The 13,707-nt window shown below is 70.9% G+C and carries 15 protein-coding genes; 12 read left to right on the forward strand and 3 right to left on the reverse strand.

Annotated elements, in window-relative coordinates; all coding sequences use genetic code 11:
* Positions 1-70 precede the first annotated feature (70 nt).
* Positions 71-1,399: a flavin monoamine oxidase family protein gene (locus BM342_RS12580; RefSeq protein ID WP_092966192.1), complete on the forward strand. Its 1,329-nt coding sequence runs from the start codon at positions 71-73 to the stop codon at positions 1,397-1,399.
* Positions 1,400-1,490: 91 nt separating this feature from the next.
* Positions 1,491-2,888 (forward strand): alanine--tRNA ligase-related protein, encoded by a 1,398-nt coding sequence (locus BM342_RS12585; protein WP_092966194.1) that lies wholly within the window; start codon positions 1,491-1,493, stop codon positions 2,886-2,888.
* 54 nt (positions 2,889-2,942) lie between these two features.
* Here the strand turns inward: BM342_RS12585 and BM342_RS12590 are convergent, their stop codons facing one another.
* Complete coding sequence (locus tag BM342_RS12590; protein ID WP_092966196.1) at positions 2,943-3,407, reverse strand: Lrp/AsnC family transcriptional regulator; 465 nt, start codon at positions 3,405-3,407, stop codon at positions 2,943-2,945.
* An 80-nt stretch (positions 3,408-3,487) separates the two neighbouring features.
* On the opposite strand from BM342_RS12590, the gene BM342_RS12595 reads away from it, so the two are divergent.
* From BM342_RS12595 to BM342_RS12630, 8 genes are all read left to right on the forward strand, one after another.
* Complete coding sequence (locus BM342_RS12595) at positions 3,488-4,498, forward strand: DMT family transporter (protein ID WP_092966198.1); 1,011 nt, start codon at positions 3,488-3,490, stop codon at positions 4,496-4,498.
* Between the two features lie 28 nt (positions 4,499-4,526).
* Positions 4,527-5,360, forward strand: a complete 834-nt coding sequence (locus BM342_RS12600; RefSeq protein ID WP_092966200.1) for an endo alpha-1,4 polygalactosaminidase — start codon at positions 4,527-4,529, stop codon at positions 5,358-5,360.
* Positions 5,361-5,489: 129 nt separating this feature from the next.
* Positions 5,490-5,984, forward strand: coding sequence for a nucleoside deaminase (locus BM342_RS12605; RefSeq protein ID WP_255368727.1), 495 nt, complete (start codon positions 5,490-5,492; stop codon positions 5,982-5,984).
* Positions 5,985-6,071: 87 nt separating this feature from the next.
* Entirely contained in the window at positions 6,072-7,118 is a 1,047-nt protein-coding gene (locus BM342_RS12610) for a hypothetical protein (RefSeq protein WP_143109857.1), read from the forward strand.
* Positions 7,119-7,223: 105 nt separating this feature from the next.
* Complete coding sequence (locus BM342_RS12615; RefSeq protein ID WP_092966206.1) at positions 7,224-7,577, forward strand: hypothetical protein; 354 nt, start codon at positions 7,224-7,226, stop codon at positions 7,575-7,577.
* A gap of 62 nt (positions 7,578-7,639) precedes the next feature.
* Positions 7,640-8,572: a diacylglycerol/lipid kinase family protein gene (locus BM342_RS12620; RefSeq protein WP_092966873.1), complete on the forward strand. Its 933-nt coding sequence runs from the start codon at positions 7,640-7,642 to the stop codon at positions 8,570-8,572.
* A 100-nt stretch (positions 8,573-8,672) separates the two neighbouring features.
* Positions 8,673-9,083 (forward strand): DUF7882 family protein, encoded by a 411-nt coding sequence (locus tag BM342_RS12625; protein WP_177232154.1) that lies wholly within the window; start codon positions 8,673-8,675, stop codon positions 9,081-9,083.
* Positions 9,084-9,163: 80 nt separating this feature from the next.
* Positions 9,164-9,712, forward strand: a complete 549-nt coding sequence (locus BM342_RS12630) for a MarR family winged helix-turn-helix transcriptional regulator (protein WP_092966208.1) — start codon at positions 9,164-9,166, stop codon at positions 9,710-9,712.
* A gap of 99 nt (positions 9,713-9,811) precedes the next feature.
* Here BM342_RS12630 and BM342_RS12635 read toward each other — a convergent pair whose 3' ends face one another.
* Together BM342_RS12635 and BM342_RS12640 are read right to left on the reverse strand one after the other, a co-directional pair.
* On the reverse strand, positions 9,812-10,888 hold the full coding sequence (locus tag BM342_RS12635; RefSeq protein WP_092966210.1) for a sensor histidine kinase: 1,077 nt from the start codon (positions 10,886-10,888) through the stop codon (positions 9,812-9,814).
* The gene (locus BM342_RS12640; RefSeq protein WP_092966212.1) at positions 10,881-11,576 is read right to left on the reverse strand and encodes a response regulator transcription factor; all 696 of its coding nucleotides are present in this window, start codon (positions 11,574-11,576) and stop codon (positions 10,881-10,883) included. Before BM342_RS12640 ends, BM342_RS12635 begins: the two co-directional genes overlap by 8 nt.
* An 86-nt stretch (positions 11,577-11,662) precedes the next feature.
* On the opposite strand from BM342_RS12640, the gene BM342_RS12645 reads away from it, so the two are divergent.
* Together BM342_RS12645 and BM342_RS12650 are read left to right on the forward strand one after the other, a co-directional pair.
* Positions 11,663-12,274 (forward strand): M15 family metallopeptidase, encoded by a 612-nt coding sequence (locus tag BM342_RS12645; RefSeq protein WP_092966214.1) that lies wholly within the window; start codon positions 11,663-11,665, stop codon positions 12,272-12,274.
* Entirely contained in the window at positions 12,271-13,002 is a 732-nt protein-coding gene (locus BM342_RS12650) for a VanZ family protein (RefSeq protein WP_092966216.1), read from the forward strand. The genes BM342_RS12645 and BM342_RS12650 overlap by 4 nt, the downstream gene beginning before the upstream one ends.
* Positions 13,003-13,707 lie beyond the last annotated feature (705 nt).

Below are 13,707 nucleotides of genomic sequence, written 5' to 3' on the forward strand. Positions count from 1 at the left end.
GGGGTGCGGCACTGCGGACGGTAACGTCGGAGTGGGTGCGCGAGGCAGCCGACGATGGAGGGTGACGGACATGGAACGCTTCGACACGATCGTGGTCGGCGCCGGGGTCGCGGGGCTGACCACGGCACGACTACTCGCCGGCGCCGGGCGGCGCGTCGTGGTGCTCGAGGCGCGCGACCGCGTCGGCGGCAGGGTCTGGACCGATCGAGCCGACGGTTTCGTCACGGACCTCGGCGCCTCGTGGATCCACGGCGTCGTCGACAGTCCGGTCGCGGCGGCCGCCGACGCGTTCGGCATGCGAACCGTCGAGTTCACGGTCGGCGGCTACCAGCCCGACAGCAGGCCGATCGCGTACTACGGCCCCGACGGTGCACGGCTCTCGGATGCCGCGGCACGGCGTTTCGCCGATGACGTGCACGCCGTCGACGCCACCCTGCTCGACGTGGTCGCCGCCTCGGCGCCCGACGCGTCGTACCGCGACGTGACCGAGGCCGCGCTCGTCGCGCAGGGCTGGGACGAGGATCGCGCGCAGCGCGTGCGCGAGTACCTCGAGCACCGCTCCGAGGAGCAGTACGGCGCCTGGATCGAGGACCTCGCGGCGCACGGCCTCGACGACGACTCGATCGACGGCGACGAGGTCGTGTTCCCCGACGGCTACGACCGCCTGCCCGACCACCTCTCGGCGGGTCTCGACATCCGCCTGGAGCACGTCGTGACCGAGGTGCGCTGGTCGGCGGACGGCGTCCTCGTCACGACGGATCGAGGCCCGTTCGCGGCGGACACGTCGGTGGTGACCGTGCCCGTCGGCGTACTCAAGTCGCCGGACTTCGCGATCGAGCCGCCGCTGCCCGAGCCCGTGGCCGGCGCGCTCGGCCGACTCGAGATGAACGCGTTCGAGAAGGTCTTCCTGCGCTTCGAGACGAAGTTCTGGGATGACGGCGTCTACGCGATCCGGCAGCAGGGCCCCGAGAGCCGTCGCTGGCATTCGTGGTACGACCTCACCGCCCTGCACGGTTCGCCCGCCCTGCTGACGTTCGCCGCGGGCCCGACCGGCAACGAGACGCGCGCCTGGAGCGACGAGCAGTTGGTCGACTCGGTCCTCGCGCAGTTGCGGCGCCTCTACGGCGACCGCGTCGAGCAGCCGACCCGCGTGCACCGCACCGACTGGCAGGGCGACCCGTTCGCACTGGGCTCCTACGCGTACATGACCGTGGGCTCGACGACGGCCGACCACGATGATCTCGCGACGCCGATCGGCGGGGTGCTCCACCTCGCCGGCGAGGCGACCTGGACCGACGACCCGGCGACGGTGCCCGCCGCGCTCCTCTCCGGTCATCGGGCGGCGTCGAACGTGCTCGGCCGCGAACTCCCGATCGGCGACGTGTGGGCCGGCGCCTGATCCGGCCCGCCTGAAGGGCACGAAGCAGGGCGAACGGCGACCGACGGCGCGCCGCGCCCGCGTCGGCACGCCGCTGAGGTCGAATGGGCTCGTGACGGCAGACGAGATCCGCAAGGCGTTCCTCGACTACATGACCGAGCGCGGCCACGAGGTCATCCCCCGCGCACCGCTCATTCCACGGGACGACCCGACGACCCTGTTCACCGGCAGCGGCATGCAGCCGCTGCTGCCCTACCTGCTCGGCGCCGAGCATCCGGCGGGCAGCCGCCTCGCCGACAGCCAGACCTGCCTCAGGGTGCAGGACATCGAGGAGGTCGGCGACAACCGGCACACGACCTTCTTCGAGATGCTCGGCAACTGGAGCCTGGGCGACTACTTCAAGGATGAGCAGATCCCGCAGATCTGGACCTTCCTGACCGAGAGAGTCGGGCTCGACCCGGACCGCATCTACGTGTCGTGCTTCAGCGGCGACCCCGAGCACGGCATCCCGAAGGACGAGGAGGCCGCCGACGTCTGGACGCGCCTGTTCGACGAGGCCGGCGTCTCGGCCGACCGCGTCGATGTCGGCACCGAGGAGCACGCCGCGGCCGTCGGCACCGATGGCGCCCGTATCGCGTTCTACGGCAAGAAGAACTGGTGGTGCCGGGGCGGCTCGGCCGCCGACATGCCGGTCGGCGAGCCCGGCGGTCCCGACAGCGAGATCTTCTACCTCTTCCCGAACGTCGAGCACGACCGCTCCTACGGCGAGCACTGCCACCAGAACTGCGACTGCGGCCGCTTCATCGAGCTCGGCAACTCGGTGTTCATGGAGTACCGCCGCACCGAGACCGGGTTCGAGCACCTCCCGCGACGCAACGTCGACTACGGAGGTGGGCTCGCGCGCATAGCGGCCGCCGCGATGGACAGCCCCGACGTCTTCCGCATCACGCTGCTCTGGCCGATCATCGAGCGCCTCCAGGAGCTCACGGGGCGTTCGTACGAGGACGACACGCGGGCGATGCGCGTCGTGGCCGACCACCTCCGGGGAGCAGTGTTCCTCGGGGTCGACGGCGTGCGGCCGAGCAACAAGGCGCAGGGCTACGTCATGCGCCGCCTCATCCGCCGCGCCATCCGATTCGCCTCGGATCTCGGGCTCGAGCAGGACTTCTTCACTGAGGTCGTGCCGACGATCGCCGGCATCTACGAGGAGCACTACCCCGAGGTGGGTGCGCACGTCGACGAGGTGACGGCCGTGCTCGCCAAGGAGGAGCAGGCGTTCCGACGGTCGCTCCGCAAGGGCCTCAGGCAGCTCGAGTCCTACCGCGCCACCGGGGTGAGCGGTCGTGAGCTGTTCCTGCTCTCGGACACGTTCGGGTTCCCGGTCGAGCTCTCGACCGAGGAGGCCCGCACGCGTGGCATCGCGATCAGCCCCGACTGGCGGGCGGAGTTCGACGAGCAGTTGGCGGCCCAGCGGCAGCGATCGCAGCGCGCCACGACCCTGCACGTGTGAGCGAGCGGATGCCGCGGGCCGCCGTCGGCCGTCCCCTACGGCCACGCTGCCGGCTCACCCCAACGGCAGCGGCGAGCGCGGCTTCGTGACCCCGAACGCGAACGTGGTGGTGATGCCCGCGATCGCGGGGATCGCTCGGAGCTGCGTGCGCATGAGCTCCTCGTACTCGCTGAACGAGGCCACGGCGACCTTCGCGAGGTAGTCGTCGTCGCCCGCGAGCAGGTAGGCCTCGACGACCTCGGGAATCGTGCGCAGCCGCTCCTCGACCGCGTCGACGACGTCGGTCGCGTGCGACGAGAGCCGCAGGCGCACGAACGCGGTGATCGCGAGGCCGACGGCGCCCGCGGCGATCTCCGCGGTGTACCCCGTGATGATGCCGTCGTCCTGGAGCTGGCGCACGCGGCGCAGGCAGGGCGACGGCGACAGGCCGACGCGGTCGGCGAGCTCCTGGTTCGTGAGCCGGCCGTCGTGCTGGAGTTCGAGCAGGATGTGGCGATCGATGGCGTCGAGGGTGCGCATTGGCATATTCTGCCAAGCCCGGCCCGATTCGCAGCACGATCGGCAATCGGCTGCGCCGGGGGTTTTCCTATCGTTGCGGCATGCCCCAGCACCCTGCTCGCCGCGACCTCATCGTCGGAGTCGTCGCGATGGCGACCGCGATCCTGCTCTGGGCCTCGTTCGCGCTCACGCTCCGCGGCGTCGGCGGCTCGTCGCTCACGACCGTCGACCTGAGCATGCTGCGCTTCGCAGCCCCGGTGGTCGTGCTCGCGCCCTGGATCCCGCGGGCGGTCCGCGAGGTCGGCGCCGAACGGCGGGCGACGCTCGTGCTGCTGCTCGTCGGCGGCCTCCCGCACTTCCTCGTCTCGGCGCTCGGCGGGCACCTCGCGCCCGCGGCGCTCGTGGGACTCATCATCCCCGGCACGGTGCCGCTGTTCGTGACCGTGATCGCGTTCGCGACCCTGCGCGGCCGCATGCCCGTGCGGCAGGCGGCATCCGTCACCCTCATCGTCGCGGGGGTCGCTGCTGCGGCCCTGCTCATGGCCGACTCGGTGCCGCCGCTCGGCCTCGCCGCGCTGTTGGCCGCGGGGTTCGTCTGGGCGGTCTACACGCTCGGGCTGAAGCGCAGTTCGCTGAGCCTGACCAGCACCGTGCTGGTGATCTGCGCGCCGTCGGCGCTCATCGCCGGCGCACTCGCCGTGACCGGGGCGATGCCCTCGAACCTGCTCGCGGGGTCCGCTCGCCCCGGCGACGTCGTGCTGTTCACCGTGCTGCAGGGCATCGGCACGGGCGTCGTCTCCACGATCGCCTATGCCCACGCCGTCCGGGTGCTCGGCAGCGGCATCGCCGCGACGGCCGGCGCGCTGAGCCCTGTCGTGGCGGCCGGCCTCGCCGTGCCGCTGCTCGGCGAGCCGATCACGGCCGGCATCGTCGTGGCGATGGCGATCATCGTGTCGGGAGTGCTCGTCTTCAATGCGCCCGGCCACCGCAGGGCGATCGCGCCGGACGACGGATGCCGCATGCCGCCCCCCTCGGCATCGCAGGGCGACGAGGCGGACGCCCGTCCGGTCGTCCCGGTGGCGGCGACCGCTCCGGCGACCCTCGCCGCCTGAGCACCCGCGCGTGCGAGCATGGGTCACGATGACCCACCGAGCCGGCCCACGCCTCGCACGCTGCGCGCTCGCCGTCGCGCTCGCCGCCACGCTCCTCTGCGGCTGCTCGTCGACCGGCGATGACGATGCCGCCGAGGTGACGCCGCCGCCTGCGGGCGCAGCACCCGACTACCAGCTCGGCGGCGCCTACGAACCCGACCCCGCCGTCGGCATCGTGGCCCGCGACCGCACGAGCGATCCGGACCCGGAGCGTTATTCGATCTGCTACGTCAACGGCTTCCAGACGCAACCGGGCGAGCGCGGCCTCTGGCCCGACGGCGTCGTGCTCACCAGCGACGGCACGGATGTCGTCGACCCCGACTGGCCCGACGAGGCGCTGCTCGACACCTCGACCGCGGCACGGCGGGCAACCATCGCCACCACCGTCGGCCCGTGGATCCGTGGCTGCGCCGACGACGGATTCGACGCCGTCGAGTTCGACAACCTCGACTCGTACACGCGCTCGGGCGGCGCGCTGACGCTCGACGACAACCTCGCGCTCGCGACGACACTGGTCGGGATCGCGCACGCCGAAGGGCTGGCCGCGGGCCAGAAGAACGCCGCCGAGGCTACGGAGCGCCTGCACGACGAGGCGGGCTTCGACTTCGCCGTGGTCGAGGAGTGCATGGCCTACGACGAGTGCGACTCCTACACCGAGGCGTACGGCGACCGCGTCATCGCCATCGAGTACCCCGACGAGCTCCCCCGCCCGTTCGCCGAGATGTGCGCGGATCCCCATGCGCCGGCGTCGCTCGTGCTCCGCGATCGCGACCTGACCGTGCCCGGCGACCCGGCCCATCGGTTCGAGCTGTGCGATCCGTGACCCCCGAGCATCCGAGGCCCTCGACCAGGCTGGAACCATGGCAGCGAAGGCCTGCCGCTCCCTCCCCCGGCGCACGGGCCCCGGGCACCGGCATCCGCTCTCCTGCCGGGCCGTGCCACCATGGATGCCGTGACCACCGATCCGACACGCGTCTCAGTCGAAGACGAGACCCGCCTGCTGCACGCGATCGAGGTCGCCCGCAGGTCGCGCGCCGAAGGCAACCACCCGTTCGGCGCGATCCTCGTCGCGCCCGACGGCACGGTGCTCGAGGGCCTCAACTCGGTCGTCACCGCGGGCGACCCGACCGGCCACGCCGAGACGAACCTCGTGCGGCTGGCGAGCGCTCGGATCCCGGCCGAGCGGCTCGCGCTCAGCACCCTGTACACGAGCACCGAGCCGTGCGCGATGTGCGCCGGCGCGATCTACTGGTCGGGCATCGGGCGCGTCGTCTACGCCCTGCCCGAGCAGGAGCTCGCGGCCATGGTGCCGAGCCAGGACGGCGAGCCCACGATGGACCTGCCGTGCCGCGAGGTGTTCGCCCGCGGCGGTCGCGCGGTCCACGTGGCCGGCCCCGCGCTCATCGCCGAGGCGGCCGACGTGCACCGCGGGTTCTGGGGCGCCTGAGCCCCGGTCCGGCCACCCATCGGCGCCCAGCACCCACGTCGTCGCGGTCGTTGCGCCGGCGAGTGATGCCGCGCTAGGTTCCGCTGTGTGGCCACAGTCGACACCTCCCGTACTCCGACCCTCGAGCCGACGGCCCGTCTCGGGGGCGAGAACGCGGCCGCGGTGACGCAGACCTACCTGTACCTGCGAACGGGCCTCGTCGGCGCCGTGATCGCCATCGGCCTCGCCGTGGCACTCACGCCGGCGGCGTTGCTGCCGAAGGGCCAGGGCGCGCTGAGCTCGATCAGCCACTACTACTACACGCCGGCCAAGATCGTGTTCGTGGGTGCGCTCTGCGCGGCATCCCTCGCGCTGCTCGCCCTCGCCGGAGCCGGCATCCAGAGCTACATCCTCGACATCGCCGCGCTCCTCGCACCGCTGATCGCCCTGATCCCCACCCCCGTGCGGCTGGCGCAGATCGAGGCGTTCGATCCCAAGTGCGGCCGGCCCGACGACGCGTGCATCCCGCCGGGCGACTTCGGCGACGTGCGGCTCGGCTTCGAGGTCTGGCTGTGGATCGCGGGCCTCGCGATCGCGTTCGGCATCGTTCAGGCGGTGCGGCGCGCGGTCCTGGCTCGGCGGCATCCGAGGCAGCAGAGGCCGGTGCCTCCCCTGCGCTGGGCGACCCTCCTCGTGGCGGCGGGCGTGTGGGCCGTGCTCCTGGTCACCGGATTCCTGGCGCAGCCGTGGTTCCACGCGTCGGCGCATTTCCTGATCGCCGGAGCCTTCTTCGTGCTGGTCGCGACCGTGGTGTGGATCGAGGCGGTGCGGCAATGGCGACCGCGGTCGACGATCTTGGGCGATGCCGAGGACAAGGAGCATGGGTCGCGGGCGCTCGCGATCGCGTATGCGATCATCGCGGTCGCCCTCGCGCTCGACATCGCGGCGGCGGTCGTCGTGATCGTCCGGCAGAAGTGGTTCGACCCCGCCTTCGCCCCGACCGGGGTGTTCGCGGTCGAGGCGATCGGCCTCACCTGCTTCGCCGTGTTCTTCGCCCTGCAGGCGTGGGAGCATCGCCACGACGTCGACGGTTGGGGGCCACTTCCCCCGAATCGAGCGCAGCTCGAGAGCATCAGGCACGGCGTCGGCTCGTGACGGAGCGGGTCGCCGATCGGCCGCAGTCGCCGCCGCCGGCTACTACAGGTGCACGCGGCTGACAACCCCCCGGACGCCGCCGATGGGTTGCCTACGATCAACTGCATGCCGTTTCGAAGCAAGAGGACTCTCGAGCGCTGGCTCGACGAGTTCCAAGAGGCGCGTGGCGCCGGTGAGCTGATCCGCGTGGCCCTCCAAGACGGTTCCGACGGCGGAGACACCGGCCTGGTCGTCGTGCCGCTCACCCACGCGACGGTCTCGATCTACATCGAGCCGGTCGATCTCGGCGGTGCCGCCTGGCGGATCACGCTCGAACCGCGGCCCGACATCACCTCGCTGAGCAGCCATCAGCTCCACGCGCTGGCGTCGGAACTCCAGGTCGCGGCCGAGCTGTGCGCCTATCTCGAGGCCCGTTCGGTCGGTCACGACGAGTCGTGGATCCCGTTCGCCCCCGAGTGAACGGTCGCGACCCGGTCGCTCAGAGCAACGCACCGACGAACACCTTCGAGGGGAACGGCATCATGTCGAAACGCACCGCAGTGGTCTGGAACCCGTCCAAGACCGACCGGCGGGAACTGGAGCAGCCGCTCATCGCCTCGCTCGACCCCGGGTCGGACGTGAGCTGGTTCGAGACCAGCGTCGAGGACCCGGGCCAGGGTGCGGCAGCACGTGCGCTGGCCACGGCCCCGGATCTCCTGCTCGTCGCGGGCGGCGACGGCACCGTGCGGGCGGTCGCCGAGCACCTCGCCGAAGCGCGAGCAGGGGTCGACCTGGGCATCGTCCCGCTGGGCACCGGGAACCTGCTCGCTCGAAACCTCGGCGTTCCCCTCAACGACATCCCGGCAGCGGTCGAGCGTGCGCTGACGGGCGACGGGCGACCGGTCGACGTCGGCTGGGTCGACGTCGACCTCGAGCACGGCACCGAGCGCCACGCCTTCGTGGTGATGATCGGGTTCGGCATCGACGCCCACATGATCGCCGAGACCGACGACGACCTCAAGGACAAGGCGGGCTGGCTCGCCTACGTCGAGTCGCTCGGCCGCGCGGTGGCCGCGACCGACGTCCTGCCGTTCCGCCTCGCGATCGACGATGGGCCGTCTCACGACGAGGAGGGCCACACGCTGCTCGTCGCGAACTGCGGCACCCTCCAGGGCGGGCTGGCCCTCCTGCCCGACGCGGACCCGGCCGACGGCGAGCTGGATTTCGTCCTCCTGAGCGCCGAAGGACTGGCGCAGTGGTTGGGAACGTTGAAGACCATGGTCTGGGACAACGGTCTCCGGCGCATGATCACCGGCGGCGAAGCATCCGACTCGGACACGATCACCCACGGACGCGCGCAGAAGCTCCACGTCTCCCTGCCCGAGGCCAGGGCCTTCGAAGTCGACGGCGAGGAGATCGGCGATGCGACGGGGATCACCGTCGAGATCCAACCGTCCGCACTCCGCGTGAGATGACCTTCGCTGCTCCAGGAAGGTCGGCTTGCGGGATTCAGTTAGTTAGATAAACTACCTATATGAGCAGCCGTGCCGACGGTCGAGACGAATGGAGCGGATGATGGGCACCTTGACCTACAGCCCGGCCGGCGTTCGGATCGATTTCGACGATCGCACGCTCGCCCACCTGAAGGTCGTCATCATCACGAAGCTGCGACGGAACGAGCCCTTCCTGTTCACGTGGGTGAGCGACGGAGTACCCGAGTCCCTGTGGTTCCACCCGACGATCCCGATCCGGTTCAGGTTCGACAGCACCGAGCCCGAGCAGATGAATCCCGCCTGGCTCGAGCGCCTCATGATGACCGCCAACAGCGGCGCCGGACTGCGCATCGTCGACGAAGACGACGGACCGGAACCGACGACTGCCGCCGGCGTCATCGCGACATCCGGGCGGAAGAGAAGTTCGTATCGATCGGTGGGTATCGATGCGAATAGGGGCGTTGCGCTCGCGGGGGCGAGCTCAGCGGCCTGAGGTCGGTGGCGCCTCCTCGCGAGGCGCCACCGCCTCAGTGGGCACGACGACGAGGCGGGGACCTCGAGAGGAGCACACGCATGGACCAGTCCGCGGAATCCAAGCAGAGTTCGGGCTACTGGTATCCATCCGGTCACGCCGCGGAGAATGTCGACGTCCTCAACCTGCTCAGGCGCTACCGCAACGCCGAGGCGGCGATGCGCGTGCGAACCAGGGCCGACATGGGCATGGGCGAGACCGACCTGCTCGCGCTCCGCTACCTCCTCAGAGCGCAGCGCGAAGGACGACCCATGGTGCAGCGCGACCTCGCGAACCTGCTCGGCATCTCCGCCGCGTCGACGACCGCCCTCGTCGATCGCCTGGCCAAGAGCGGCCATGTCGCACGCGAACCCCATCCGACCGACGGGCGCGCGGTCATCGTCGTGCCGACCGTCGACACCGATCAGGAGGTGCGGGCCACGCTCGGCGCGATGCACCGACGCATGATCGCCGTCGTCGACGAGCTCGAGCCCGAGGAGATCTCCACCATCGCCCGGTTCCTGACCGGCATGCTCGTCGCCGTCGAAGACCACGACGACGTGGAGCCGCTTCCCGCCCCGGCAGAGGGGTCGCACACTCCGACGGAGTGATCTCAGAGCGACGCCGACACGCCGACGCCGACGCCGACGATACGTCCGGCGTCGCGCGATCACGTCATCCGTTCGTCCCGCCTCACCCGACAGGCTGCCTCACCCGACGGGCAGCCTCACCTCGACCCGCAGTCCGCCGCCGTCGCGCGGCGCCAGCATCAGGGCGCCGTCGTGCGCACGGACGATGCTCTGCACGATCGCCAACCCGAGCCCCACCCCCGCGTCATCGCTGCGGATGCGGTCGGTGCCACGGCGGAACGGCTCGGTCAGCGTCGACAGCAGCTCGGGAGCGACCTCGGGGCCGGTGTTCTCGACGACGAGCGCGGCGGCATCCGCACGGTGCACCGTGGTGACCCGCACGACGCCGCCGGTCGGCAGGTTGTGCACGATCGCGTTGTGCACGAGGTTGGTGATCAGCTGCAGCAGGAGCGGCTGCGAACCGACCGTTCTCGCGAGCTCGCCCGAGACCTCGAGCGCGACACGACGCCGCTCCGCGAGCGGCAGCAGCGTCTCGGCCGCCTGCTCGGCCAGCAGCGACAGGTCGACCTGCTCGACATCGAACGACCGCTGGTCGGCCCGGCTGAGCAGCAGGAGTGCCTCGGTGAGCTCGATCGCACGGGCGTTGACCGCCTGCAGCCGCTCGAGCAGCACGTCGACATCGCGCCCGGGATCGGTTCGGGCGACTTCGAGGAGGGTCCGAGATGTCGCGAGCGGGGTGCGGAGCTCGTGCGATGCGTTCGCGGCGAACCGTCGCTGCTCGTCGACCTGCGCCTCGAGGCGGCCGAGCATGGCGTCGAAGCTGTCTGCCAGCTCGCGGAACTCGTCGCGGCGCCCGGCGAGCTCGATCCGATGCGACAGCGAGCCGTCGGCCGCCCTGCGGGTCGCGCGCGTGATGCGGGTCAACGGGGCGAGCATGCGACCGGCCAGGATCCATCCGCCGAGCAGCCCGAACACCAGCAGGAACAGGATGACCCAGGTCGCCGCAGGCGCGAACGCGCGAACGAGGTCGTCACGGCCGGGCACGAATCCGCCGATCGTGGCGATCGCCTCCGCAGGCACGTACCGCAGCAGGAACGCCCACACGACCGCGAGCAGCAGCACGACGGCGACGAACAGGAACCCCGCATAGCTGAGCGCGAGCTTCAGTCGGACGCTCGGCCCTGGCTGCCTATGCATGGGATCCGGCCTCGGCCGCGGCATCCGTGCCCGCATCGATGCGGTAGCCGACGCCCGGCACCGTGGCGATCAGCCAGGGCTCGCCGAGCCGCTTGCGCAGCGCGGAGACGGTGATGCGCACGGCGTTCGTGAACGGGTCGGCATTCTCGTCCCACGCGCGCTCGAGCAGCTCCTCGGCGCTGATCACGCCGCCGTCGGCCGCCACGAGCACCTCGAGCACGGCGAACTGCTTGCGGGTGAGCGCGACGTAGCGTCCGTCGCGGTACACCTCGCGCCGGAACGGGTCGACGCGTAATCCGCCCGCCTCGAGCACGGGCGGCCTCGCGTGCTCGCGCCGGCGGGCGAGGGCCCGGAGCCGCATCACGAGCTCGCGGAGCTCGAACGGCTTGGTGAGGTAGTCGTCGGCACCGAGCTCGAACCCCGAGGCCTTGTCGTCGAGCCGATCGGCGGCCGTGAGCATGAGCACCGGCAGTCCGCTGCCCGACGCGACGATGCGTGCCGCGACCTCGTCGCCCGAGGGCCCGGGGATGTCGCGATCGAGCACCGCGATGTCGTACGCATTGAGGCCGAGCAGTTCGAGCGCGGTGTCGCCATCGCCCGCGATGTCGGCGGCGATCGCCTCGAGGCGCAGGCCGTCGCGGATCGCCTCCGCCAGGAAGGGCTCGTCTTCGACGATCAGCACTCGCACTCCCCCATGGTACGAACCGTCGCATATCGCCGGCGTATCGGAAAACGCGAACGCCCCGGCAACACGCGCTCGCGTTGGCTGGGACCATGCTCAGAGAACCCTCACGAACGACCCGCCGTGCGACATCCGTGCTGCTCGTCGTCGTTGCGCTCGCCGCCGCAGCCGTCGTCGCAGTGCTCGTCGGGCGCCTGTCGGCGGCATCCCCGTCGTCGGCCTCGCCCGCCGCACCGGCCCTCGCCGATCGGGCGGCCGGCGATGACGGAGACGTCGCAGAAGGCACGACCGTCTTCGACGACGTGGCGGCCGTCACGAACCTCGAACCGGGCCTGCTCGACGCGATTCGACGTGCTGCCGCCGATGCGTCCCTCGACGGAGTCGCATTCGAGGTGAACGACGGCTGGCGCTCCCCCGAGTACCAGGAGCGATTGCTGCACGAGGCCGTGGTCGAATACGGCTCCGAGGCCGAGGCGGCGCGGTGGGTCGCCACGCCCGAGACCTCGCCGCACGTGCACGGCGACGCGATCGACATCGGTCCATGGGATGCCGCGGAGTGGCTGTCCGAGCACGGGGCCGACTACGGGCTGTGCCAGATCTACGACAACGAGCCGTGGCACTTCGAGCTGCGCCCCGAGGCCGTCGAGGGCGAGTGCCCCGACCTGTACTTCGACCCCACCTTCGATCCGCGGATGCAGGGATGACCCGCGCCGAGCCCATCGGGGCGTCGACGAGCACGACCTCGACGACCCGCACTGCGCTGTCGCTGCTGTTCGCGATCTACCTGTTCCTGCTCGTCTGGCTGGTGCTCTGGAAGCTCCAGGTGCCGTCGGTCGGCGGCGTGGAGCGCGTGGTGAAGCTCGTGCCGTTCGTCTCCACGGCGAGCGCAGGAGCCAGCGCCATGTGGGAGGTGACCGGCAATCTGCTGGCCTTCATCCCGTTCGGGCTCTACCTGGGCCTGCTCGCGCCGAGGATGCCGTGGTGGAAGGCGACGGCGGTCGTCGCCGCGACGAGCGCGATGCTCGAGGCCGCCCAGTTCGCGCTCGCGATCGGGCGCTCGGACCTCACCGACGTCATCATGAACGCATCCGGCGGGCTGGTCGGGTTCGCGCTCGCCGTCCTGCTGCGACGCGCACTCGGCACGACAACGGGCCGCGCCATGACCGTGGTGTGCGCCATCGGGACCGCGGTCGCGCTCGTCGCCGTCGCAACCTTCGCCGCCGCGCCGATCACCCGTGCCCCGCGGGGGTCCATGCCGATGAGCTCCTCGATGTCGGCATCGATGCCCGTCTCTGCAGGAGGGCCGGCGTCAGCCGAAGATCGCGGTCACGATGTCGTGCGTGTACCCGTCGGGGCCGGCGTTGGACCATCTGGTGGCGATCCAGACGCCGTCTCGGAAGAAGTGCGACTCGCCGCTCTGCCCGTCGTCTGACGGCGGGGTCTCGGAGACGCATCGGACGCCGTCGAGTTCCTCGTAGCACTCGAATCCGTCCGAAGCGAGGCTCAGGGGCATCGAAGCCTCCATGGGCACGTCGATCGGTGCGACGACCGTGACGAGCGATCGGTCGCTGCCGCCGGCCGGGTTGCCCCAGATGCACGTGACGGCCCGTTCGCTCGCGAGGACTCCGTTCGCGGCCTCGTTGCTGCTCCACATGCGGTGGTCGAGGTCCTCGGTGGTCCAGGCCGGGTTCAGGACGAGCCCGTCGAAGGAATCGGTGAGGTCGTGCGTGTAGAGGTCATCGCAGACGGCCGGGATGACCGCGGGTTCTGGCGCGGCAGTCGAGTCGTCGACCGCGGCGAGGGTGGGAGTGGCCGGCAGCGGCGTCTTCGGCGCCGCGGACTGGGTCGACGTGGGCGCCGCCGCATCCCCTCGAGGCGGCGCTGAGAGCAAGGTGACGATCACCGCGAGCAGCGCGAGGATCACGGCTCCCGCAGCGACGACGACCCAGAAGATCGGACGTGCAGTCAACGGCCGGTCCTGAGCGGGCGTGCTGTCCGACATCTTCGTCCTCCCTGAAACGACGTGGTTCCGCTCCACGGCACGGGAATTTCATGCCTTCGTCGATGCGGGTACCCAGAGTAGCGCCAGGCGCCCTCCGGGCGAATCGGTGATATCCCTGACTCGCGATCCTCCGAA

The sequence above is a fragment of the Agromyces sp. CF514 genome, from assembly GCF_900113185.1.
Classification (GTDB): Bacteria; Actinomycetota; Actinomycetes; order Actinomycetales; family Microbacteriaceae; genus Agromyces.